Here is a 22,172-nt window from a genome sequence, read left to right on the forward strand (position 1 = left end):
TCACAGCAGAAGGGGAGAAAAATGGAACAAGCTGCAAAACTCGAAGAACAAGAATATTGGAATAAATGGATTCACTGCCGTGACCATGAAGCTTGCAATGCGCTGATTCACCGCTATTTGCCCCTTGTCAGCTATCATGTACAGCGTATTTCAGTCAGTCTGCCCAAATCTGTCAACAAAGAAGATTTAAAAAGCATAGGCATGGTCGGTCTCTACGATGCTCTTGAAAAGTTTGACTACACACGCGACCTGAAATTTGAAACGTATGCTTCTTTCAGGATCAGAGGAGCGATCCTTGATGGACTGAGAAAAGAAGACTGGCTGCCCCGCAGCTCAAGAGAAAAAGCAAAAAAAGTGGATGCCGCCATTGAACGGCTGGAACAAAAATATTTGAGGAATGTTCAACCAAAAGAAGTGGCCGCAGACCTTGAAATGTCGGAAAATGAAGTTATCTCGATCATGAATGAAGGCTTCTTTGCCAATGTTCTTTCCATTGATGATCAAAATCATGAGCATGATGAACAGGACCATCAGAAATTTGTTATCAGGGATGAAAAAGCTGAAATGCCTGAAGAGAAAATGATAAAGGATGAACTGATCGGACAGCTTGCAGAAGTCATTGTCAATCTGACAGAAAAAGAGCAGCAGGTCATCAGTCTATTTTATAAAGAGGAACTGACGCTGACTGAAATCGGGCAGGTCTTAAGTCTTTCTACATCACGCATTTCGCAGATTCATTCAAAAGCTCTGTTTAAGCTGAAGCATCTTCTTGAAAAAATTAATTCTTGACGGGAAAGCTTTTGTAAACAGGCGATATAAAAAGGTCAGGTGAAACGGTATATGACAGCAGCACTCCTGGCATTAAGCCTTATTCTGCACGCTGCATCACTTTATTTGATTGCACTTTTATTTTTACGTTATAAAAATGTGCTGCAGGCTGAAAAAAGACAGGCTGCCATGCTCCATGAAACAGAACAGGCGCTTGCTGCCTGCATGCTTGAGATGAGAGAAGAGAATGAAAAGCTTCTGGCTGCGCTTGACCGTTCGTTTATAACGGACGAAAGTTCCGCAGAAGCTGATGAAGGGAAAGAGGTTCAGCAAAAGGAGCTTTCTCATGGGGAAGCTCCTGCAGATGAAACCCCTCAGAAAAAAGACCAGGCGGATCAATTTCGTCTAGATGTATTAAACCTTTATCAAAATGGCTATACAATAGAAGAAATAGCAAAAAAGCTTGATAAAGGAAAAACAGAAATCTCCCTTATGCTGAAATTCCGCCAATTCTAGTCGAATTTTGCTTGCGAATGATTTTTCATTGTGATATATTAATTTTTGGTGTTAATACACACGCCATAGATTCAGGCATTGGTGCTGTTTTAGACAGTTTTGCCTGAAGATGATATGTGCGGAGGAGAAAAAACCATTAGGAGGAAATACCATGTCAGTCATTTCAATGAAACAACTACTTGAAGCAGGTGTTCATTTCGGTCATCAAACACGCCGCTGGAACCCTAAGATGAAGCGTTACATCTTCACTGAGCGTAACGGCATCTACATCATCGACCTTCAAAAAACAGTTAAGAAGGTTGAAGAAGCTTACCAGTTCACGAAAGAACTAGCTGCAAACGGCGGCACAATTCTTTTCGTAGGAACTAAAAAGCAAGCTCAGGATTCAGTTAAAGAAGAAGCTGAGCGTTCAGGAATGTACTTCGTTAACCAACGCTGGTTGGGCGGAACGCTTACAAACTTTGAAACAATTCAAAAGCGCATCAAACGTCTGAAAGACATCGAAAAAATGCAAGAAGACGGCACTTTCGAAGTTCTTCCAAAGAAAGAAGTTGTTCAGCTTAACAAAGAGCTTGAGCGTCTTGAAAAATTCTTGGGCGGAATCAAAGACATGAAAGGTCTTCCTGATGCACTATTCATCATTGACCCTCGCAAAGAGCGCATTGCCGTTGCTGAAGCACGCAAATTGAACATTCCAATCGTTGGTATCGTTGATACAAACTGCGATCCGGATGAAATTGATTACGTAATTCCTGCAAATGATGATGCAATCCGTGCAGTTAAGCTTTTAACTTCTAAAATTGCTGATGCAATTCTTGAAACAAAACAAGGTGAAGAAACAACTGCTTAATCAAGTTAAGGTGATAAGAGGGGAATGCCTTTTATCACCTTTTTTAAAGAGGCTTTTTCCTGATGGGAAAAGCCCCCTTTAACAAAACGAAAAACATTCTGATTCAGAATGAAACCAATACATAATGGCGGAACCGCCGAAAATTAAGGAGGAAAACTCTCATGGCAATTACAGCTCAAATGGTAAAAGAATTACGCGAAAAAACTGGTGCAGGCATGATGGACTGCAAAAAAGCACTAACTGCAACAGAAGGCGATATGGAAAAAGCGATTGATTTCCTTCGCGAAAAAGGAATTGCATCTGCATCTAAGAAAGCAGACCGCGTCGCTGCTGAAGGTCTTGCTCTTGTTAAAGCGGAAGGCAACGAAGCAGTTATCCTTGAAGTAAACTCTGAAACGGACTTTGTTGCTAAAAACGAAGGATTCAAAGAGCTTCTTGACACACTTGCTTCACATCTTCTTGCTAAAAAGCCTGCTGATCTTGAAGCGGCTCTTGCTTCAGAAATGGACAACGGCACAACTGTAAATGACTACATCAACTCTGCAATCGCTAAAATCGGCGAAAAGATCACTCTTCGCCGCTTTGATATTGTATCAAAAACTGACAGCGATGCATTCGGTTCTTACCTTCACATGGGCGGCCGCATTGCCGTTCTTACTGTTCTTGAAGGAACAACTGACGAAGAGACTGCAAAAGACGTTGCTATGCACGTAGCGGCAGTTAACCCTAAATACATCGGCCGTGACGCTGTAAGCGAAGAAGAAGTAACACGCGAGCGTGAAGTTCTTTCTCAGCAGGCTCTAAACGAAGGCAAGCCAGCTAATATCGTTGAAAAAATGGTTGAAGGCCGCCTTGGCAAATTCTTCGAAGAAATCTGCCTTCTTGAGCAGAATTTCGTTAAAAACCCAGATCTTAAAGTAAAACAATTTGTTGAGTCTAAAGGCGCAACAGTAAGAAGCTTTACTCGCTTTGAAGTAGGCGAAGGCATTGAAAAACGCCAGGATAACTTTGCTGAAGAAGTTATGAACCAAGTCAAAAAATAATTTAGTCCGACATAAGAGAAAACAGCTGTTTTCCTTAATGAAGACGAGTAAATGAAAGACAGGGAACACACTTCTGTGTTCCCTCTTTTTGAAAAAGCCTGTTTCCCCGCGGGGTGAATACAGCTTGAATCATTTACATGCAGCGATTTACCCGAAAAGACTTGGAGGTCATTATGAGTAAACCTAAATATAATCGTATCGTACTTAAATTGAGCGGAGAAGCGTTAGCTGGAACCGACAGCTTTGGGATTAAGCCTGCTGTCATTCAGTCCATTGCCAAACAAGTGAAAGAAATTGCAGAGCTTGGTGTTGAGGTGGCTGTAGTTGTAGGCGGCGGCAACATCTGGCGCGGCAAAATCGGCAGTGAAATGGGCATGGACCGTGCAACTGCTGACTATATGGGAATGCTTGCAACGGTGATGAATTCACTTGCTCTGCAGGACAGCCTTGAAACGTTCGGCATTCAGACACGCGTTCAGACTTCCATTGAAATGAGACAGGTTGCAGAACCTTATATCAGAAGAAAAGCAATCAGACACCTTGAGAAAAAACGAGTTGTCATTTTTGCTGCAGGTACGGGAAACCCATACTTCTCCACTGATACAACAGCGGCGCTCCGGGCAGCAGAAATCGAAGCAGATGTCATTCTGATGGCTAAAAACAACGTTGACGGCGTCTACACAGCTGATCCAAAGAAAGACGCAGCCGCTGTAAAATACGAAACACTGTCTTACCTTGATGTATTGAAAGAAGGTCTGGAAGTGATGGATTCTACTGCTTCATCACTTTGCATGGATAATGATATCCCGCTGATTGTCTTCTCTGTTATGGAAGAAGGCAACATTAAACGTGCAGTACTCGGCGAAAATATCGGAACAATTGTAAGGGGGAAATAATGATGGCAAAACAAGTTCTTGCACAAGCAAAAGATAAAATGGAAAAAGCGGTATCTGCCTATAACAGAGAGCTTTCAACCGTTCGCGCAGGCCGTGCAAATGCATCTCTTCTTGATAAAATTGTCGTAGATTACTACGGTGCGCCTACACCGGTCAACCAGCTTGCTTCTATTAACACACCTGAAGCAAGACTGCTTGTGATCCAGCCTTATGACAAAACAGTACTTGGCGAAATCGAAAAAGCTATCCTTAAATCTGATCTTGGATTAAATCCTACAAACGACGGCTCTTTAATCCGGCTTGCTATTCCGGCCCTTACTGAAGAGCGCCGCAAAGAGCTTGCTAAACTTGTAAAGAAGTATGCTGAAGAAGCGAAAGTTGCCGTCCGCAATGTGCGCCGTGATGCAAACGACGATTTGAAAAAGCTTGAGAAAAATGGCGAAATCACAGAAGATGAGCTTCGCACAAACAATGATCAAGTTCAAAAAACGACGGATGAGTTCATCAGCAAAATTGACGCTATTGCAAAAGATAAAGAAAAAGAAATCATGGAAGTTTAAGTTAAAAATCTGTACAATGGAATTGTGCTCAAAAGACCCTCTTATGTTTACAGGGGGTTTTTTTGTTAATACTGTTAACACCGCTGCAGTATATGAGACCGCAGAATGTTACGGGTGATGGAGGAATCACATGCTGGGCAAACTGAAAAATTGGAGAAATCCTAACCGGGAACTGTCTGTTACCTCAAAAGATGACTTGATCAAACGGGGAATACCTGAACATATTGCCATTATTATGGACGGAAATGGGAGATGGGCCAAAAAACGCGCACTTCCAAGGATTGCCGGACACCATGAAGGCATGAAGACAGTAAGAAAAATCACAAAGCTTTCCAATGAGCTCGGTGTAAAGGCTCTTACTCTATATGCTTTTTCAACGGAAAACTGGAAACGCCCAAAGTCTGAAGTCGATTACCTGATGAAGCTGCCTGAAGAGTTTCTCGGAACTTTTTTGCCGGAGCTTATTGAAGAAAATGTACAGGTCAGAATTATTGGCGACGAATCCAAAATACCAGCGCATACGCTGCGAGCTGTGCAAAAAGCAAAAGAGGAAACAGGATCCAATAACGGACTTATTTTAAATTTTGCCTTGAATTACGGAAGCCGGGCGGAGATGATTCATGCTGTCCGCGGCATTGTTGAAGATGCAGAAAACGGCGAATTAAAGATTGAAGACATAAGTGAAGAGCTGTTTTCAAGTTATTTAATGACAAGCGGAATGAAAGATCCTGATTTGCTGATCCGGACAAGCGGGGAAATCAGGCTGAGCAACTTCATGCTTTGGCAGCTTGCCTACTCGGAATTCGTCTTTACGGATGTTCTCTGGCCGGATTTCAGCGAAGATCACCTTCTTTCAGCCATCGATGAGTATCAGCACAGAGGCAGAAGGTTTGGAGGATTGTAAAGGCAATTTCCCTGGTTTATCATCCAGGGATTATACATAATTGATAGGTGCAGGCGCACGTTATTTGCACAATCCAGATATACAGAGATCTGCAGCAGACGAATGGGGAGTGACATGGTGAAGAAAATCAGTTTATTGGGGGCAACAGGCTCAATCGGACAGCAGACACTTGATGTCATTAAAGCTCATCCGGAACAATTTCAGCTAGTTTCCATGTCTTTTGGAAGCAACCTTGCTTTAGGCAGAAAAGCAATTATTGAGTTTTCGCCCCGTTTAGTAGCTGTAAATGACTTTGATGCATATTCACAACTGAAAAGTGAATTTCCGGACGTGTCCTTTGCTTTTGGCGAAGAAGGGCTGATTGAAGCTGCCGTTTTGCCTGAAGCTGACATCCTGGTCAATGCTGTTATGGGGAGTGTCGGTCTTCTGCCGACATTAAAAGCAATTGAATGCCAAAAAACAATCGCCATTGCCAATAAAGAAACACTTGTAACGGCGGGCCATCTTGTAACAGCTCATGCAAAAACATACAATGTGGAGCTCTTGCCTGTAGACAGCGAGCATTCAGCTATTTTTCAGTGTCTTCAGGGAGAGAATCCAAAATCTTTGGAGCGGCTTATTGTTACTGCTTCTGGAGGGAGCTTCCGCGACAGGAAGCGGGAGGACCTTGAAAATGTCACTGTAGAAGAAGCCCTTAAGCATCCGAACTGGTCGATGGGAGCTAAAATCACGATTGACTCTGCGACAATGATGAACAAAGGTCTTGAAGTCATTGAAGCGCACTGGCTGTTTGACCTGCCATATGAAAAGATCGATGTGCTGCTGCACAAAGAAAGCATTATCCATTCCATGGCTGAATTCCATGACCGGAGCGTCATTGCCCAGCTTGGAACACCTGATATGAGAGTGCCGATTCAATATGCCCTGTCTTATCCTGAACGATTGCCGATGCCGGATACGAAACAGCTGAATTTATGGGAAGCGGGCAAGCTTCACTTTGAAAAAGCTGATTTTGAACGGTACCGCTGCTTACAATTCGCTTATGATTCAGGTAAAATTGGAGGAACAATGCCGACTGTCCTGAACGCTGCAAATGAAGAAGCTGTGGCCGCTTTTCTGAAAGGGAAAATTAAGTTTCTTCAAATTGAAGACCTGATTGAGAGGGCACTTTCAAAACATTGTGTGATAACAGACCCGAATCTGCATATCATTCAAGAAGTGGACAAAGAGACAAGAGAATTTGTTCAATCATTCTATTCATAAAGGTGGTCATGAAACGTGAATACCGTTTTGGCGTTTGTTGTTATTTTTGGGGCGCTCGTTTTCTTTCACGAGCTGGGACATCTCGTTTTAGCTAAACGTGCGGGTATTCTTTGCCGTGAGTTTGCAATCGGATTCGGCCCGAAAATCTTTTCTTTTACAAAAAATGAGACGGTCTATACGATCAGACTTCTTCCTTTAGGCGGATTTGTCCGGATGGCCGGCGAAGACCCTGAAATGATAGAGGTTAAGCCCGGCTATAACGTCGGACTGCTCTTTAACAAACAGGATCAAGTTGAAAAAATCATTCTCAATAATAAAGAAAAATATCCCCGTGCAAGAGTCATAGAAGTCGAACAGGCAGACCTTGAGCACAAAATGTTCATCTCAGGGTATGAACAGGGCGAAGAAGATGAAGTTCTCAAGCATTTTGATGTCAGTGAGCGTTCATTTTTTATCGTAGATGGATCAGAAGTTCAAATTGCACCGTATAACCGCCAGTTCGGTTCAAAAACACTCGGTCAGAGAACGGCTGCGATTATTGCAGGCCCGCTGATGAACTTTATCCTTGCATTTGTCCTGCTTTTCTCTCTGGGTTTTATTCAGGGGGCTCCAATAGACGAGCCTATCCTTGGGAAATTGACAGAAGACGGCTCTGCCGCTGAATCAGGTTTAAAAGAGGGCGATGAGATCACGGCCATTGAGGGCAAAGTGATGTCTTCCTGGAAGCAGGTAGTATCTGTTATTCAGTCAAATCCTGAACAGGAGCTTACTTTCAGCGTGAACCGCGGCGGGCAGGATCTTGAAATTGAGGTCATCCCTGAAGCGAGCAAAATCGGTGAGGAAACCATCGGCAGAATCGGAGCCTACAATCCGGTTGAAAAATCGTTTATCGGTTCTCTGACTTACGGTATAACAGAAACATTTAACTGGACAAAAGAAATTGTCCTCGGTCTTGGCAAGCTGATCACAGGCCAGTTTTCCATTGATATGCTTTCAGGCCCAGTCGGCATTTATGACATGACAGATCAAGTAGCAAAAACGGGCGTCATTAATTTGATGAGCTGGGCTGCGATCCTGAGCATTAATCTTGGTATCGTCAACCTTCTTCCAATTCCGGCTCTTGACGGCGGAAGACTGCTCTTTTTCCTTGTTGAAGCGCTTAGAGGGAAACCGATTGACCGCCAGAAAGAGGGCGTTGTCCACTTTATCGGGTTTGCTCTGCTGATGCTCCTGATGCTTGTCGTAACGTGGAATGACATTCAGCGATTCTTTTTATAAAACGGCTGCAGCCAGCTGAAAAAAGCGAGTTTTAATTACTTAAATAGAGGTGCTTTAGATGAAACAGAGTATGACGTTTATTCCTACTTTAAGAGAAGTGCCTGCAGATGCGGATATTAAAAGCCACCAGCTTTTGCTCCGGGCAGGCTACATGCGGCAAAATGCGAGCGGAATCTACAGTTATTTGCCGCTTGCCTCTATTGTTCTTAAAAAAATTGAGCAGATTGTACGCGAAGAGATGAATCGTGCAGGCTCAGCCGAACTGCTTATGCCTGCACTGCAGCAGTCAGAACTTTGGCAGGAATCCGGCAGATGGTACACATACGGCCCTGAGCTTATGAGAATGAAAGACAGACACAGCCGTGAATTTGCGCTTGGCGCCACACATGAAGAGGTTATTACATCTCTTGTGCGCGACGAAGTTAAGTCCTATAAAAGACTTCCTTTAAATCTGTATCAGATTCAGTCAAAATTCAGGGATGAAAAGCGTCCACGGTTCGGACTTCTGCGCGGACGCGAGTTCATTATGAAAGATGCCTATTCTTTCCATGCTTCATTTGAAAGTCTTGATGAAGTGTATGAAAAGATGTTTCAAGCATACAGCAATGTGTTTTCACGCTGCGGCTTAAATTACCGGGCAGTTATTGCTGATTCAGGCGCCATGGGCGGAAAAGACACCCATGAGTTTATGGTTTTGTCTGACGTCGGCGAAGATACAATTGCCTATTCAGACACATCGACCTATGCTGCCAATGTAGAGATGGCTCCTGTTATTACTCAATACGAGAAAAGCAGTGAAAAACAGCAGGACCTTGTCAAAACAGAAACACCGGATCAAAGAACGATTGATGAGGTAGCAGAGTACCTGAACGTTGAAAAAGAGAAGCTGATTAAATCTCTTGTGTTTAAAGTGGACGAGAAATTTGTGATGGTGCTTGCACGCGGCGATCACGAAATCAATGATATTAAAATCAAAAACCTTTACGGGGCATCAGTTGTTGAACTTGCGACACCTGAAGAAACGAAGCAGGCGGCAGGAGTTCTGCCAGGCTTTGTCGGCCCGGTGGGAGCAGATTCGAAAATTGAGATTATTGCCGATCATGCGGTGCAGTCCGTTGTAAACGGCGTTTGCGGCGCAGGTGAAGAGAATTATCACTATACAGGCGTTAATCTCGACCGTGATGCAACTGTCAGTCAGTATGCTGACCTTCGCTTCATTGAAGAGGGAGACGCTTCACCGGACGGAGAAGGAACGATCCAGTTTGCCAAAGGAATTGAAGTGGGACATGTATTCAAACTTGGAACCCGCTACAGTGAAGCAATGAATGCGACGTTCCTTGATGAAAACGGCAGAGCGCAGCCGATGATTATGGGCTGTTACGGCATCGGAGTTTCAAGAACGCTCGCTGCCATTGTTGAGCAGTATAATGACGATAAGGGAATTGTCTGGCCGGCTGCTGTTGCGCCGTTCCAAGTCCACCTGATCACAGCAAATGCAAAACAGGATGCGCAGTCTTCACTCGGCGAAAAACTGTATGCGGAGCTTTTGGAGGCTGGATTTGAAGTTCTTTATGATGACAGAATCGAACGCGCAGGGGTTAAATTTGCCGACTCTGACCTGATAGGCATTCCTGTCAGAATCGTAGTTGGAAAACAGGCAGAAGACGGCATCGTGGAAGTAAAAGAGCGGAAAACAGGAGAGGGTATGGACGTATCTCTCACTGATCTGCATGAAACGATTTCACGGCTGCTTCAGAAGTAAAACCTGTGATGCCAATTGTTCATCTATGGTATGATAGAGTAAGTGAATAACAAATTGACAAGGTACCCCGCTTCGTGCGAGGTACCTTCAATTATGATGGAAAAAGTTTCAAGGAGGGAAAAATCAGACATGCAAGAAGAGCGTCTCAAGGCTCAAAAAGAACGATTTCACCTTCTGCTTCAGCAAATCGGGCTGACAGAAGATACGGTTTACCCGTTTTTCTCTGAAGGTGCCATTACAAAACTGACTGTTTTAAAGCAGCAGAAAAAATGGGAGTTTCAGTTTTCCTTTCAAAAAATCCTCCCATTTGATGCATACCGCCTTTTTCAGGCAAAGCTGACAAAAGCATTTTCTCATATTGCAGATGTAACCTTTCATCTGACGGTAAAGGATCAGTCGTTCAACGAAAAACTCGTTGCAGACTACTGGTCGGTTTGTGTTCAGGAGCTTGAGGGAATCTCTCCTCCCATGCTGTCTCTTTTAAATGAACAGACTCCTGAAGTGCAGGGGGTCAAACTGATCATTAAAACGAAAAATGAAACAGAAGCAATGGCCATTAAGAAAAAATATACACCGCTGCTTCAGGACAGCTTTTCGCAGTACGGGTTTCCGTCCCTGCAATTCGATACGAAAACGACTATTTCAAAAGAAGAAATAGCTCAATTCCAGGAAAAGAAAAAACTCGAGGATCAGGAAAAAGTCATGCTCGCCATCACCGAAATGGAGAAGAAAGACAAAGAGCAGGATGAAGCTCCGCAAGGTCCGCTGATGATCGGATATGCGATAAAAAATGACGAAGAAATTAAGCAGATTGATACAATCGAAGATGAAGAGCGCCGCATCACCGTACAAGGCTATGTGTTTGATGCAGAAACAAGAGAATTGAGGAGCGGCAGAACGCTCAGCACCTTTAAAATAACAGACTACACAAACTCCATCCTCGTGAAAATGTTTGCCCGTGATAAAGAAGATGCAGCACTTCTTCAAACATTGAAAAAGGGCATGTGGGTGAAAGTGCGCGGAAGCATCCAAAACGATACGTTTGTAAGAGATCTTGTCATGATTGCAAATGATATCAACGAGATTAAACCGGAAGTCAGACAGGATACTTCGGAAGAAAAGCGGATTGAACTTCATCTTCACAGTCCGATGAGCCAGATGGATGCTGTATCATCAGTAGGCTCGCTTGTCGGACAGGCTAAAAAGTGGGGCCATCCCGCAATTGCGATTACAGATCATGCAGTGGCGCAGTCTTTCCCTGAAGCCTATTCGGCAGGTAAGAAAAACGGCATCAAGATTCTGTACGGCGTGGAAATCAATCTGGTGGATGACGGAGTTCCGATTGCCTACAACCCGCAGGACCGCTTTTTGCCTGAAGCAACCTATGTTGTTTTTGACGTTGAGACGACAGGTCTTTCCGCTGTTTATGACACAATTATTGAACTCGCTGCGGTCAAAATCAAAAACGGCGAGATCATTGACCGGTTTGAGTCATTCGCCAATCCCCATCACCGGCTGTCGGCTACTACGATTGATTTGACGGGGATCACTGATGATATGGTGGCAAACGCCCCGAATGTGGATGAAGTGCTTCGCCGGTTTAAAGAGTGGACCGGGGACGACATCCTCGTTGCGCACAATGCAAGCTTTGATATGGGCTTTTTGAATGTAGGCTATAAAAAGCTGCTTGGCACCGGGAAGGCTGCAAATCCGGTCATAGATACGCTTGAGCTTGGACGCTTTCTTTATCCCGAGATGAAAAGCCACAGGCTGAACACACTTGCCAAGAAATTTGACATTGAACTTACTCAGCATCACCGTGCCATTTATGATGCTGAAGCAACTGGATATCTGCTATTGCGCATGCTCAAGGATGCAGCTGAAAAGGGAATTGAGAATCACCTTCAGCTTAATGACAATATGGGCCAGGGCAATGCTTACCAGCGGGCGCGTCCGTATCATGCCATCCTTCTTGCCCAGAATGAAACGGGACTGAAAAACCTGTTTAAACTCGTTTCCATGTCGCATATAGATTACTTCTACAGAGTTGCGCGCATCCCGAGATCTCAGCTTGTCAAACACCGGGAAGGGATTATTGTCGGATCGGCGTGCGACCGCGGTGAAGTATTTGAAGGCATGATGCAAAAATCGCCTGAAGAAGTGGAAGACATTGCAGCATTTTATGACTACATTGAAGTTCAGCCGCCAGAGGTATACCGTCATTTAATCCAAATGGAATATATAAGGGATGAAATGGCGCTGAAAGAGATCATCTCAAACCTTGTCAGCCTTGGCGAAAAGCTTGAAAAGCCTGTTGTTGCAACAGGAAACGTACATTATCTTCAGCCGGAGGACAAGATTTACCGTAAAATCCTCGTAAGTTCGCAGGGCGGGGCAAATCCGCTTAACCGTCATGAGCTTCCGAATGTGCATTTCCGTTCAACGAACGAGATGCTTGACTGCTTTGATTTTCTCGGAAAAGAAAAAGCGCGTGAAATTGTCATTGACAACACTCATAAAGTATCAGCTATGGTCGATGACATTAAACCGATCAAGGACGACCTGTATACGCCGAAAATTGAAGGTGCAGACCAGGAAATCCGCGATATGAGCTACGGCATGGCGAGAAGCATCTATGGAGACGATCTCCCGGAAATTGTGGAAGCAAGACTTGAAAAAGAATTAAAGAGCATCATCGGCCATGGATTCGCGGTTATTTACCTCATTTCCCATAAGCTTGTTAAAAAATCGCTTGATGACGGCTATCTAGTAGGATCCAGGGGTTCCGTCGGATCGTCGCTCGTTGCAACGATGACGGAAATAACCGAAGTGAATCCTCTGCCGCCGCATTATGTCTGCCCTGACTGCAAGCACTCGGAATTTTTCAACGACGGATCTGTCGGATCGGGTTTTGACCTTCCGAACAAGGATTGTCCGGAATGCGGGGCAAAATATCATAAAGACGGCCATGACATCCCGTTTGAAACGTTCCTTGGATTTAAAGGAGATAAAGTTCCTGATATCGATTTGAACTTTTCAGGAGAATACCAGCCAAGAGCCCACAACTACACAAAAGAGCTGTTTGGCGAAGATAATGTATACCGTGCAGGAACAATCGGCACCGTGGCCGAGAAAACGGCTTACGGCTATGTCAAGGGATATGCGGGTGATAACAACCTCATGCTCCGGAATGCAGAAGTTGACCGTCTCGTGCAGGGCTGCACAGGCGTAAAACGGAGCACAGGGCAGCATCCGGGCGGTATTATCGTCGTTCCTGACTATATGGACATTTACGATTTTTCGCCGATTCAGTTTCCGGCAGATGCCACCGGGGCGGAATGGAAAACAACTCACTTTGACTTCCATTCCATTCACGACAATCTTCTGAAGCTCGATATCCTCGGACACGATGATCCGACGGTCATCAGGATGCTTCAGGACCTGAGCGGGATAGATCCAAAAACCATTCCGACAGACGACAAAGAAGTCATGAAGATCTTCAGCGGGACAGAATCACTCGGCGTAACGGAAGAGCAGATCATGTGTAAAACCGGCACCCTTGGCATTCCCGAGTTCGGAACAAGGTTTGTCCGCCAGATGCTTGAAGATACGAAACCGACAACCTTTTCAGAGCTTGTCCAAATATCGGGCCTTTCTCATGGAACAGATGTATGGCTTGGCAATGCGCAGGAGCTTATTCATGACAACACATGCACCCTGAGCGAAGTAATCGGTTGCCGTGATGACATTATGGTTTACTTGATTTATCAGGGGCTTGATCCATCGTTTGCTTTTAAAATCATGGAATCTGTCCGAAAAGGAAAAGGACTGACGCCTGAGATGGTTGAAGAGATGAAAAAAAACAATGTGCCTGACTGGTATATTGGCTCCTGCCTGAAAATCAAATATATGTTCCCTAAGGCCCACGCAGCTGCCTATGTATTAATGGCAGTCCGAATCGCCTATTTTAAAGTCCATCATGCGCTTCTTTATTATTCGGCTTATTTTACCGTCCGTGCAGATGATTTTGACGTAGAAAGCATGGCAAAGGGCTCTGCTGCAATCAGAGCGAGAATTGAGGAGATCAACCAGAAAGGGCTTGAAGCATCTCCTAAGGAAAAAAGTTTGCTGACTGTCCTTGAACTGGCTCTTGAAATGTGCGAACGGGGGTACTCCTTCCAGAAGGTCGATCTTTACCGCTCAAGTGCAACAGATTTCCTGATCGACGGCAATTCGCTCATCCCGCCTTTTAATTCCATTCCGGGACTTGGGACAAATGCCGCCATCAACATTGTAAAAGCAAGAGAAGAAGGGGAGTTTCTTTCAAAAGAAGACCTTCAGCAGCGGGGAAAAGTATCCAAGACGATCATCGAGTACCTGACCAACCAGGGATGTCTTGAGTCGCTCCCTGACCAGAATCAGCTTTCGCTGTTTTAATGACGAGCCTGAAACAGGAGAAAATTACCGGTGACGTACCAGCGTTTTTTTCTTGCAATTTGGCTCAGAACCTTGAACGGTCTATGATTTTAATTTGCAATAAATGGCCGGTTATGTTATATTCTTTATGGAAATGCTAACGATAGTTAGAGGCAGAGAGTGGGGAAACCCACTCTTTCGTATTGAGTAGAGATATTTTGTGTCTCTTCATTCGGATCGCGTGTTTAGTACATACATTCCCTGCTCAATATGAAGCAGGGTTTTTCAGCAGCTAAAAGCTATATTTGCTTCTATTTCACAAGGAGGAACGGGATGAGCAAAAAAGTTACTGAAATCGTTGCCGAACTAGTGACGCCGATTTTAGATGAATTAACATTGGAATTAGTGGATATTGAATTTGTTAAAGAAGGAAAAGAATGGTTTCTTCGCGTATTCATAGACTCAAGCGATGGAATTGATATTGAGCATTGTGCGATTGTCAGCGAAAAGCTCAGCGAAAAGCTGGATGAAACAGATCCGATCGAACAAAATTATTTCCTCGAAGTTTCATCTCCCGGTGCTGAACGCCCGCTAAAAAAAGAAGCTGACTTCGAAAAATCGATTGGGAAAAATGTGTACATCAAAACATATGAACCTTTCGAAGGCTCAAAAGTTTTTGAAGGCGAGCTGACTGGATTTGACGGAGAACACGTCGTTGTAACAGTCACAATTAAGACCCGGAAAAAACAAATTCAGATTCCATACGAAAAAGTTGCCAGCGCAAGACTCGCTGTCACCTTCAATTAACTTGTTTTTATGAAATGAAAAGCAGGATGCAAGTATTTCTGCTATATGGATAAGGGGGAAACCGTTAAAATGAGTAATGAATTACTGGATGCCTTAACCATCCTTGAAAAAGAAAAGGGCATCAGCAAAGAAGTGATCATTGAAGCAATTGAAGCTGCTTTGATCTCTGCTTATAAACGAAATTTCAATCAGGCGCAGAATGTGCGCGTGGATCTTAACCGCGACACAGGAACAATGAGAGTCTTTGCAAGAAAAGATGTCGTGGATGAAGTGTATGATCCAAGACTTGAAGTTTCTGTTGAAGAAGCCCAAAGCGTCAATCCGAGCTTTCAGGTAAATGATGTGATGGAAATGGAAGTAACACCGAAGGATTTCGGCCGCATAGCAGCCCAAACAGCGAAGCAGGTCGTCACTCAGCGCGTGCGCGAAGCAGAACGCGGAGTCATTTACTCTGAATTCGTTGACCGCGAAGAAGATATTATGACAGGAATCGTGCAGCGCATCGATTCTAAGTTCATCTACGTCAGCCTGGGCAAAATCGAAGCGCTCCTTCCTGTCAGCGAACAGATGCCGAACGAAAAATACAAGCCTCATGACCGCATTAAAGTTTTTATCACGAAAGTGGAAAAAACAACGAAGGGTCCCCAAATTTTCGTTTCGCGCACTCATCCGGGCCTGCTGAAGCGCTTATTTGAAATTGAAGTTCCGGAGATCTATGACGGAACCGTTGAAATTAAATCTGTAGCCCGTGAAGCAGGCGACCGTTCGAAAATCTCTGTTTACTCCGAGAATTCCGAAGTTGATCCAGTCGGCTCATGTGTCGGACCTAAAGGCCAGCGTGTTCAGGCGATTGTAAACGAGCTGAAGGGTGAAAAAATCGACATCGTCAACTGGTCGAATGATCCGGTCGAATTTGTTGCCAATGCCCTAAGCCCTTCCAAAGTTCTTGACGTCAATGTAAACGAGGAAGAAAAGGCGACAACAGTTGTTGTGCCTGATTATCAGCTTTCCCTTGCAATTGGCAAAAGAGGCCAGAATGCCCGTCTTGCAGCCAAACTGACAAACTGGAAAATTGATATTAAGAGTGAATCAGATGCTGTTCAAATGGGTATCTACCCTCGTGCCGGAGCAAATGTTCCGCTTGAAGACAGCGAAGATGACGAGCCGCTTTTTTCCTTCAGTGATGACGAACTAGACAAGTAAGAGGTGAGGCAATGTGAACAATCAAAGAAAAGTTCCGCTCCGCAAATGCGTGGCAACTGGAGAAATGAAACCTAAAAAAGAACTTGTTCGTATTGTCCGTTCAAAAGAAGGCGAAGTCTCCGTCGATCCCACAGGGAAGAAAAACGGGCGGGGAGCATACCTCTCTCTTGATAAAGACGCTATTTTGCAGGCGAAGAAGAAAAATGTCCTCGCAAACCATCTGCAAGTGAAAATCGAAGACAGCATCTATGAAGAATTGCTTCAGCTGGCTGAAAAGGAGAACCATTAATGTCAAAACAGCAATGGATGTCCTTACTGGGCCTTGCAAATCGGGCAAGAAAAATTGTTTCGGGGGAAGAGCTTGTCATTAAAGAAGTGCGGCAGTCCCGCGCGAAACTCGTTCTTCTCTCTCTGGATGCATCAGATAATACGGCCAAAAAGGTACATGACAAATGCAGCTATTATCGTATTCCTGTTGTTTCGGTCCCGGACCGGCATATGCTGGGCCAGGCGATTGGCAAAGATGCCCGGGTCGTTGTGGCAATCGTCGATTCAGGCTTTGCCTCTAAAATGAAAACCTTGCTCGATTAATTTCCTGGGGGTGACCATATGACGAAAATGAGAGTATACGAATATGCAAAAAAACAGAACATCTCTAGCAAGGATGTCATAACAGCCCTGCAGAGCATGAATGTAGAAGTCAGCAACCACATGTCAACGATTGACGATCATGTAATTGTTAAACTGGACGGAAAATACAAGGCAGATAAAAAAGAACCATCTAAATCAATTTCTGTCAAACAAAGGGAAGATCACAAAACGCCTATGCAAAAACAAGAGAATACTAACAACAAACCAGCCAATACAAATAAACCAGCAAACAAAGGCGGCAACAAGCCTTTCAATAAAGGAAAAACAAACAATCAAGCAAAAAAACCCGGCGGCAACAAGCGGGGAGGCAATCAGCGCAGACCTCAGGGAGCAGCTCCGGTTCAGCCTAAAAAAGAACTGCCGAGCAAAATTACGTTTACAGGCAGCCTGACAGTAGGCGAACTTGCTTCAAAGCTTCATAAAGAGCCTTCAGAAATCATCAAAAAGCTCTTTATGCTTGGAGTAATGGCCACAATCAACCAGGATCTTGACAAAGATTCAATTGAGCTGATTGCGGGTGAATACGGTGTAGAAGTCGAAGAGATCATTGTATTCGACGTAACAGAATTTGAAGGATATGAAACGGAAGATCAGGAAGAACAGCTTCAAATCCGTCCTCCTGTTGTAACGATCATGGGTCACGTTGACCACGGTAAAACAACGCTTCTTGACTCGATCCGCAACACAAAGGTAACAGCAGGCGAGGCTGGCGGAATCACGCAGCATATCGGTGCATACCAGGTTGTTGTCAACGATAAGAAGATTACCTTCCTTGATACACCGGGACATGCGGCGTTTACAACGATGCGTGCACGCGGAGCTCAAGTAACGGACATTACTATTCTTGTTGTTGCAGCTGATGACGGTGTTATGCCTCAGACAGTTGAAGCAATCAGCCATGCAAAAGCAGCTGAAGTGCCGATCATCGTAGCAGTAAATAAAATGGATAAAGAAGCAGCAAATCCTGACCGCGTGATGCAGGAGCTGACTGAATACGGTCTGGTTTCTGAAGCATGGGGCGGAGATACGATTTTTGTTCCGCTTTCAGCACTGTCCGGTGACGGTATCGAAGAACTGCTTGAGATGATTCTTCTTGTAAGTGAAGTAGAAGAATGGAAAGCAAATCCAAACCGTTCTGCAACGGGTACAGTTATTGAAGCGCAGCTTGATAAAGGCCGCGGTTCTGTTGCCACTCTGCTTGTACAGAACGGCACACTCCGCGTTGGGGACTCCATTGTAGTCGGCAACACATACGGACGCGTCCGTGCGATGGTCAATGATCTTGGAAGACGCGTGAAGGAAGTCGGACCATCGACTCCTGTTGAAATTACCGGCTTGAACGATGTGCCTCAGGCTGGCGACCAGTTCATGGTATTTGCAGATGAGAAAAAAGCGCGCCAGGTCGGTGAAGCCCGTGCCAGCAAACAAATTGACGAGCAGCGCAGAGAAGGCGCAAAACTAAGCCTTGACGACTTGTTTGAGCAAATCAAGCAGGGAGATATTAAAGATATCAACCTGATTGTTAAAGCTGACGTACAAGGTTCTGCCGAAGCACTTGCAGCATCTCTTAATAAAATTGATGTTGAAGGCGTAAAAGTGAAAATCATCATGACCGGAGTAGGTGCGATCACAGAATCCGATGTGATCCTTGCATCGGCATCAAATGCTATCGTCATCGGATTTAATGTCCGCCCTGATGGAAATGCTAAGAGAACGGCCGATGCCGAAAATGTTGACATTCGCCTTCACCGCATTATTTATAAAGTAATCGAAGAAATTGAAGCTGCCATGAAGGGTATGCTTGATCCGGAATTTGAAGAAAAAGTAATCGGCCAGGTTGAAGTCCGCCAGACGATTAAAGTTTCTAAAATCGGCACCATCGCCGGTTCATATGTAACGGACGGCAAAATCACACGTGACAGCAGCATCCGCGTAATCCGCGATGGCATCGTCGTATTTGAAGGCGAAGTGGATGTTCTGAAACGCTTCAAAGATGATGTGAAAGAAGTAGCACAGAACTACGAGTGCGGTATTACCATCAAAAACTTCAATGACATTAAAGAAGGAGACATCATTGAAGCTTACGTAATGGAAGAGATCGAACGCAAGTGATTGGATATGCGGAGTGCGAATGCATCATTTATGACGCACGGTCGCTGAAAGACAAACGGGCCGTTTTACAGCGTGTTTTAATGAGACTGAAGCAGAGGCTGAATGTCTCTGTTTCAGAAATTGATTTTCAGGATACATGGCAGAGGACAAAGATTGGCATAGCTGCCGTGACATCAAGTAAAGTTCAGACGGAAAAAGAAATTCAGAAGGCTCTTGCCATGATTGATTCTTTTCCGGAAATTGAGCGCACTGTAACCTCGTTTGATTGGTTTTAACGGTGAGGTGAAAGAAAGCATGAGTTTAAGAGCAAACAGAGTCGGCGAGCAAATGAAAAAAGAGCTTGGTGAGATCATCAGCCGCAAAATCAAGGACCCGCGCATCGGTTTCGTCACTGTAACAGATGTAAGAGTTTCGGGAGACCTTCAAATTGCAAAAGTCTATATTTCAGTTCTTGGGGACGCGGAAAAGAGAGAAAACACTCTTAAAGGCCTCGCAAAAGCCAAAGGATTTATCCGCTCTGAAATCGGACAGCGCATCAGGCTCAGAAAGACACCTGAGATTCTTTTTGAATTTGATGAATCGGTTGACTACGGCAACCGGATCGAAACGCTGATACACGAAATCAACCAGGAAAACAAGCAGGAAGACTAAAAGAAAGGATAGACATCTGTCTATCCTTTTCGTTTAGCCTGCAGACAGAAAGGCGGAACATGTTTCATGGAAGGTGTTTTATTAATACATAAGCCTGCAGGAATGACATCCCACGACTGTGTCGCGAAAATGAGAAGAATTGCAAAAACGAAAAAGGTGGGGCACACCGGCACGCTTGACCCGGATGTAACAGGCGTTTTGCCTGTGTGTCTTGGCCGCGCAACAAAGATCGTCGAGTATTTGACGGCAGAGTCAAAAACATATGAGGCAGAAGTGACCATCGGCATATCAACCGAAACAGAGGATGCGTCCGGTGAAATAGTCGAGAGAAAAGCCGTCAATGAAACGATTACAGATGAAATGGCCCTTGAGGCCCTCCGCAGTCTGACGGGTGAAATTGATCAAGTGCCCCCCATGTATTCTGCTGTCAAAATCGGAGGCAAAAAGCTGTATGAATACGCACGCGCAGGACAGACAATTGAGCGCCCTTCAAGAAAGATCACCGTTCATGAGATGACATTGCTGTCCAGTGTGCAGTCAGGCGGGGAAACAGCCTCTTTCCGCTTCAAAGTTTCATGCTCTAAAGGAACGTATGTGAGGACCCTTGCTGTCATGATCGGCGAACACCTCGGCTATCCGGCCCACATGTCCCGTCTCGTGCGGACAGGCTCAGGCTCATTTACCATTGACGAGTGCCATACCTTTGAAGAAATTGAAAAGGCGGCAGAAGAAAACCGTCTGCAGGAGCTTTTGATCCCGATTGGAACAGCTTTAAATCATTTGCCGAAACTTTCAATAAATGATACATTAGCAAAGAAAGTGAAAAACGGCACACTGCTTGAGGTTCCGGCAGGTTTAAACCCCGGTGCGGAATCCATTGCTGTGTACGGAGAAGACGGGACATGTCTTGCTATATACAGGCAGCATCCTGAAAAGCCTCACTTCCTAAAACCTTCCAAAGTCCTTGCAATTGACTGATGTGAAGAATGCTGATACAGAAAAGGTGAACCAGGCGTGAAGACGATTAAACTGACACATCCGCACTCTTTAAACAGTACTGAACTTCCTCCGCTTGCGATGGCCCTTGGCTATTTCGACGGGGTGCACCGCGGGCATCAGGAAGTCATCACCGCTGCCAGAAAACTGGCTGAAGAAAAAGGATTGAAAAGTGCGGTCATGACGTTTGATCCCCATCCTTCGGTGGTGCTTAGAAAAAATACGCAGCATGTAGAAGCCATTACGGCAGTTTCGGACAAAATCGAACTGATCGAGGATCTGCAGATCGACTATCTTTTTATCGTGAATTTTTCAGAAGCTTTTGCCGCTCTGCAGCCGCAGGAGTTTATTGACCAGTATATTATCAATCTGAATGTGAAACATGTGGTAGCCGGCTTTGATTACTCTTACGGGAGACTCGGAAAAGGCACAATGGAAACAATGCCGTTCCACTCGCGCAGCGCTTTTGACCAGACAGTGATCAGCAAGCAGACAGACCGCGACCGAAAAATCAGTTCCACCCTCATCAGGGAGGTTCTGAGAAACGGAGACGTTGAATATGCCTGCGCGCTTCTGAACAGGCCGCACAGGGTAAAAGGAACGGTTATTCACGGGGATAAGCGAGGTAGAACAATCGGCTTCCCGACAGCCAATATCGAGCTTGACAATGCCTATATCATTCCCCCGACAGGTGTATACGCTGTTCAATTCGAACTCGACGGGGAACGCTTTAACGGAGTCTGCAACATTGGCTACAAGCCAACATTTTATGATGATAAAAAACTCAAGCCCAGCATAGAAGTTCATATTTTCGAGTTTAATAATTCGATATATGGGAAGAATGTAGCTATATTCTGGTATAAACGGATCAGGAGCGAGCAGAAATTCGGTTCAATTGACGAACTGATTACGCAGATCGGAAAAGATAAAGCTTCCGCTGAGCAATTTTTTCAGAAACTGCAAGATTAATGCTTGCCTTCTGGCCCGAATAATAGTATTCTAATACTTGTAACTTTTATAACCATTGCTTGGCAAAACGATTCACCAACGTTTGCTCGGTAATTGGGGTTTTTAAATGAAGGAGGTGAATAGGATGGCAATCACTCAAGAACGTAAGAATGAAATTATCGCTGAGTACAGAACGCATGATACGGACACTGGTTCTCCAGAGGTTCAAATCGCTATCCTAACTGAGGATATTAACAATCTTAACGGACATTTGCGTGTTCACAAGAAAGACCACCACTCACGTCGCGGTCTTTTGAAAATGGTAGGTAAACGCCGTAATCTTTTGACGTACCTGCGCAATAATGACGTAACTCGTTATCGTGACCTGATCAACAAGCTTGGTCTACGCCGATAATCTTTTGAAAAAGCGGGAGAAATTCCCGCTTTTTTAGTGTACGAAAATAAAAATACCAGGATTTGCACGTGACCTATTTACATACCGGAATAACATTGATATGTTGAATTTAAATCGTTCATAATAATACATA

General features: G+C 44.6%; 21 protein-coding genes. All 21 read left to right on the top strand.

What is annotated here, in order from left to right:
• The first annotated feature begins 21 nt into the window (after positions 1-21).
• Positions 22-789 carry a FliA/WhiG family RNA polymerase sigma factor gene (locus JOJ89_RS09560; RefSeq protein WP_203290169.1) on the top strand — a complete coding sequence of 256 codons (768 nt, stop codon included), beginning with the start codon at positions 22-24 and terminating at the stop codon, positions 787-789.
• A 51-nt stretch (positions 790-840) separates the two neighbouring features.
• Positions 841-1,284, top strand: coding sequence for a DUF6115 domain-containing protein (locus tag JOJ89_RS09565; RefSeq protein ID WP_203290170.1), 444 nt, complete (start codon positions 841-843; stop codon positions 1,282-1,284).
• A gap of 151 nt (positions 1,285-1,435) precedes the next feature.
• A complete protein-coding gene (gene rpsB / locus JOJ89_RS09570; protein ID WP_029281282.1) occupies positions 1,436-2,134 on the top strand; it encodes a 30S ribosomal protein S2 in 699 nt (232 codons plus the stop codon).
• A gap of 161 nt (positions 2,135-2,295) precedes the next feature.
• On the top strand, positions 2,296-3,177 hold the full coding sequence (gene tsf / locus JOJ89_RS09575) for a translation elongation factor Ts (protein WP_203290171.1): 882 nt from the start codon (positions 2,296-2,298) through the stop codon (positions 3,175-3,177).
• Positions 3,178-3,350: 173 nt separating this feature from the next.
• The gene (gene pyrH, locus JOJ89_RS09580; RefSeq protein ID WP_203290172.1) at positions 3,351-4,073 is read left to right on the top strand and encodes a UMP kinase; all 723 of its coding nucleotides are present in this window, start codon (positions 3,351-3,353) and stop codon (positions 4,071-4,073) included.
• 2 nt (positions 4,074-4,075) lie between these two features.
• The gene (gene frr, locus JOJ89_RS09585; RefSeq protein WP_029281276.1) at positions 4,076-4,633 is read left to right on the top strand and encodes a ribosome recycling factor; all 558 of its coding nucleotides are present in this window, start codon (positions 4,076-4,078) and stop codon (positions 4,631-4,633) included.
• 130 nt (positions 4,634-4,763) lie between these two features.
• On the top strand, positions 4,764-5,537 hold the full coding sequence (locus tag JOJ89_RS09590) for an undecaprenyl pyrophosphate synthase (protein WP_203290173.1): 774 nt from the start codon (positions 4,764-4,766) through the stop codon (positions 5,535-5,537).
• 117 nt (positions 5,538-5,654) lie between these two features.
• Positions 5,655-6,800, top strand: a complete 1,146-nt coding sequence (gene dxr / locus JOJ89_RS09595) for a 1-deoxy-D-xylulose-5-phosphate reductoisomerase (RefSeq protein ID WP_203290304.1) — start codon at positions 5,655-5,657, stop codon at positions 6,798-6,800.
• A 15-nt stretch (positions 6,801-6,815) separates the two neighbouring features.
• Positions 6,816-8,078, top strand: coding sequence for an RIP metalloprotease RseP (gene rseP / locus JOJ89_RS09600; protein WP_203290174.1), 1,263 nt, complete (start codon positions 6,816-6,818; stop codon positions 8,076-8,078).
• A 58-nt stretch (positions 8,079-8,136) separates the two neighbouring features.
• Complete coding sequence (locus JOJ89_RS09605; RefSeq protein ID WP_203290175.1) at positions 8,137-9,840, top strand: proline--tRNA ligase; 1,704 nt, start codon at positions 8,137-8,139, stop codon at positions 9,838-9,840.
• A 129-nt stretch (positions 9,841-9,969) separates the two neighbouring features.
• Entirely contained in the window at positions 9,970-14,277 is a 4,308-nt protein-coding gene (locus JOJ89_RS09610; RefSeq protein WP_029565623.1) for a PolC-type DNA polymerase III, read from the top strand.
• 312 nt (positions 14,278-14,589) lie between these two features.
• Complete coding sequence (gene rimP / locus JOJ89_RS09615; RefSeq protein ID WP_029281263.1) at positions 14,590-15,063, top strand: ribosome maturation factor RimP; 474 nt, start codon at positions 14,590-14,592, stop codon at positions 15,061-15,063.
• Positions 15,064-15,132: 69 nt separating this feature from the next.
• On the top strand, positions 15,133-16,266 hold the full coding sequence (gene nusA, locus JOJ89_RS09620) for a transcription termination factor NusA (RefSeq protein ID WP_029281261.1): 1,134 nt from the start codon (positions 15,133-15,135) through the stop codon (positions 16,264-16,266).
• Positions 16,267-16,279: 13 nt separating this feature from the next.
• A complete protein-coding gene (rnpM, locus tag JOJ89_RS09625) occupies positions 16,280-16,555 on the top strand; it encodes an RNase P modulator RnpM (protein ID WP_029281259.1) in 276 nt (91 codons plus the stop codon).
• A complete protein-coding gene (locus JOJ89_RS09630; RefSeq protein WP_029281257.1) occupies positions 16,555-16,857 on the top strand; it encodes a YlxQ family RNA-binding protein in 303 nt (100 codons plus the stop codon). The genes rnpM and JOJ89_RS09630 overlap by 1 nt, the downstream gene beginning before the upstream one ends.
• Before the next feature lie 18 nt (positions 16,858-16,875).
• Positions 16,876-19,029 (top strand): translation initiation factor IF-2, encoded by a 2,154-nt coding sequence (infB, locus tag JOJ89_RS09635; protein WP_203290176.1) that lies wholly within the window; start codon positions 16,876-16,878, stop codon positions 19,027-19,029.
• Positions 19,026-19,304 carry a DUF503 domain-containing protein gene (locus JOJ89_RS09640; RefSeq protein ID WP_029281253.1) on the top strand — a complete coding sequence of 93 codons (279 nt, stop codon included), beginning with the start codon at positions 19,026-19,028 and terminating at the stop codon, positions 19,302-19,304. Before infB ends, JOJ89_RS09640 begins: the two co-directional genes overlap by 4 nt.
• 19 nt (positions 19,305-19,323) lie before the next feature.
• The gene (gene rbfA, locus JOJ89_RS09645) at positions 19,324-19,680 is read left to right on the top strand and encodes a 30S ribosome-binding factor RbfA (protein ID WP_029281251.1); all 357 of its coding nucleotides are present in this window, start codon (positions 19,324-19,326) and stop codon (positions 19,678-19,680) included.
• A 66-nt stretch (positions 19,681-19,746) separates the two neighbouring features.
• Complete coding sequence (truB, locus tag JOJ89_RS09650; RefSeq protein WP_029565625.1) at positions 19,747-20,658, top strand: tRNA pseudouridine(55) synthase TruB; 912 nt, start codon at positions 19,747-19,749, stop codon at positions 20,656-20,658.
• Positions 20,659-20,694: 36 nt separating this feature from the next.
• The gene (gene ribF / locus JOJ89_RS09655) at positions 20,695-21,645 is read left to right on the top strand and encodes a bifunctional riboflavin kinase/FAD synthetase (protein WP_029565626.1); all 951 of its coding nucleotides are present in this window, start codon (positions 20,695-20,697) and stop codon (positions 21,643-21,645) included.
• A 124-nt stretch (positions 21,646-21,769) separates the two neighbouring features.
• The gene (gene rpsO, locus JOJ89_RS09660; protein WP_029281245.1) at positions 21,770-22,039 is read left to right on the top strand and encodes a 30S ribosomal protein S15; all 270 of its coding nucleotides are present in this window, start codon (positions 21,770-21,772) and stop codon (positions 22,037-22,039) included.
• Positions 22,040-22,172: the final 133 nt, after the last annotated feature.

The sequence above is a fragment of the Metabacillus sp. cB07 genome, from assembly GCF_016839225.1.
Lineage (GTDB): Bacteria > Bacillota > Bacilli > Bacillales > Bacillaceae > Bacillus_P > Bacillus_P indicus.

Excerpts from the sequence above, each read along its gene's own strand:
- JOJ89_RS09590 (WP_203290173.1), top strand. The coding sequence starts at position 4,764 with ATGCTGGGCAAACTGAAAAATTGGAGAAATCCTAACCGGGAACTGTCT.
- JOJ89_RS09560 (WP_203290169.1), top strand. The coding sequence starts at position 22 with ATGGAACAAGCTGCAAAACTCGAAGAACAAGAATATTGGAATAAATGG.
- truB (WP_029565625.1), top strand. The coding sequence starts at position 19,747 with ATGGAAGGTGTTTTATTAATACATAAGCCTGCAGGAATGACATCCCAC.
- tsf (WP_203290171.1), top strand. The coding sequence starts at position 2,296 with ATGGCAATTACAGCTCAAATGGTAAAAGAATTACGCGAAAAAACTGGT.
- JOJ89_RS09565 (WP_203290170.1), top strand. The coding sequence starts at position 841 with ATGACAGCAGCACTCCTGGCATTAAGCCTTATTCTGCACGCTGCATCA.
- nusA (WP_029281261.1), top strand. The coding sequence starts at position 15,133 with ATGAGTAATGAATTACTGGATGCCTTAACCATCCTTGAAAAAGAAAAG.
- infB (WP_203290176.1), top strand. The coding sequence starts at position 16,876 with ATGACGAAAATGAGAGTATACGAATATGCAAAAAAACAGAACATCTCT.
- JOJ89_RS09630 (WP_029281257.1), top strand. The coding sequence starts at position 16,555 with ATGTCAAAACAGCAATGGATGTCCTTACTGGGCCTTGCAAATCGGGCA.
- rpsB (WP_029281282.1), top strand. The coding sequence starts at position 1,436 with ATGTCAGTCATTTCAATGAAACAACTACTTGAAGCAGGTGTTCATTTC.
- frr (WP_029281276.1), top strand. The coding sequence starts at position 4,076 with ATGGCAAAACAAGTTCTTGCACAAGCAAAAGATAAAATGGAAAAAGCG.
- pyrH (WP_203290172.1), top strand. The coding sequence starts at position 3,351 with ATGAGTAAACCTAAATATAATCGTATCGTACTTAAATTGAGCGGAGAA.
- JOJ89_RS09605 (WP_203290175.1), top strand. The coding sequence starts at position 8,137 with ATGAAACAGAGTATGACGTTTATTCCTACTTTAAGAGAAGTGCCTGCA.
- rpsO (WP_029281245.1), top strand. The coding sequence starts at position 21,770 with ATGGCAATCACTCAAGAACGTAAGAATGAAATTATCGCTGAGTACAGA.
- rimP (WP_029281263.1), top strand. The coding sequence starts at position 14,590 with ATGAGCAAAAAAGTTACTGAAATCGTTGCCGAACTAGTGACGCCGATT.
- JOJ89_RS09610 (WP_029565623.1), top strand. The coding sequence starts at position 9,970 with ATGCAAGAAGAGCGTCTCAAGGCTCAAAAAGAACGATTTCACCTTCTG.
- rbfA (WP_029281251.1), top strand. The coding sequence starts at position 19,324 with ATGAGTTTAAGAGCAAACAGAGTCGGCGAGCAAATGAAAAAAGAGCTT.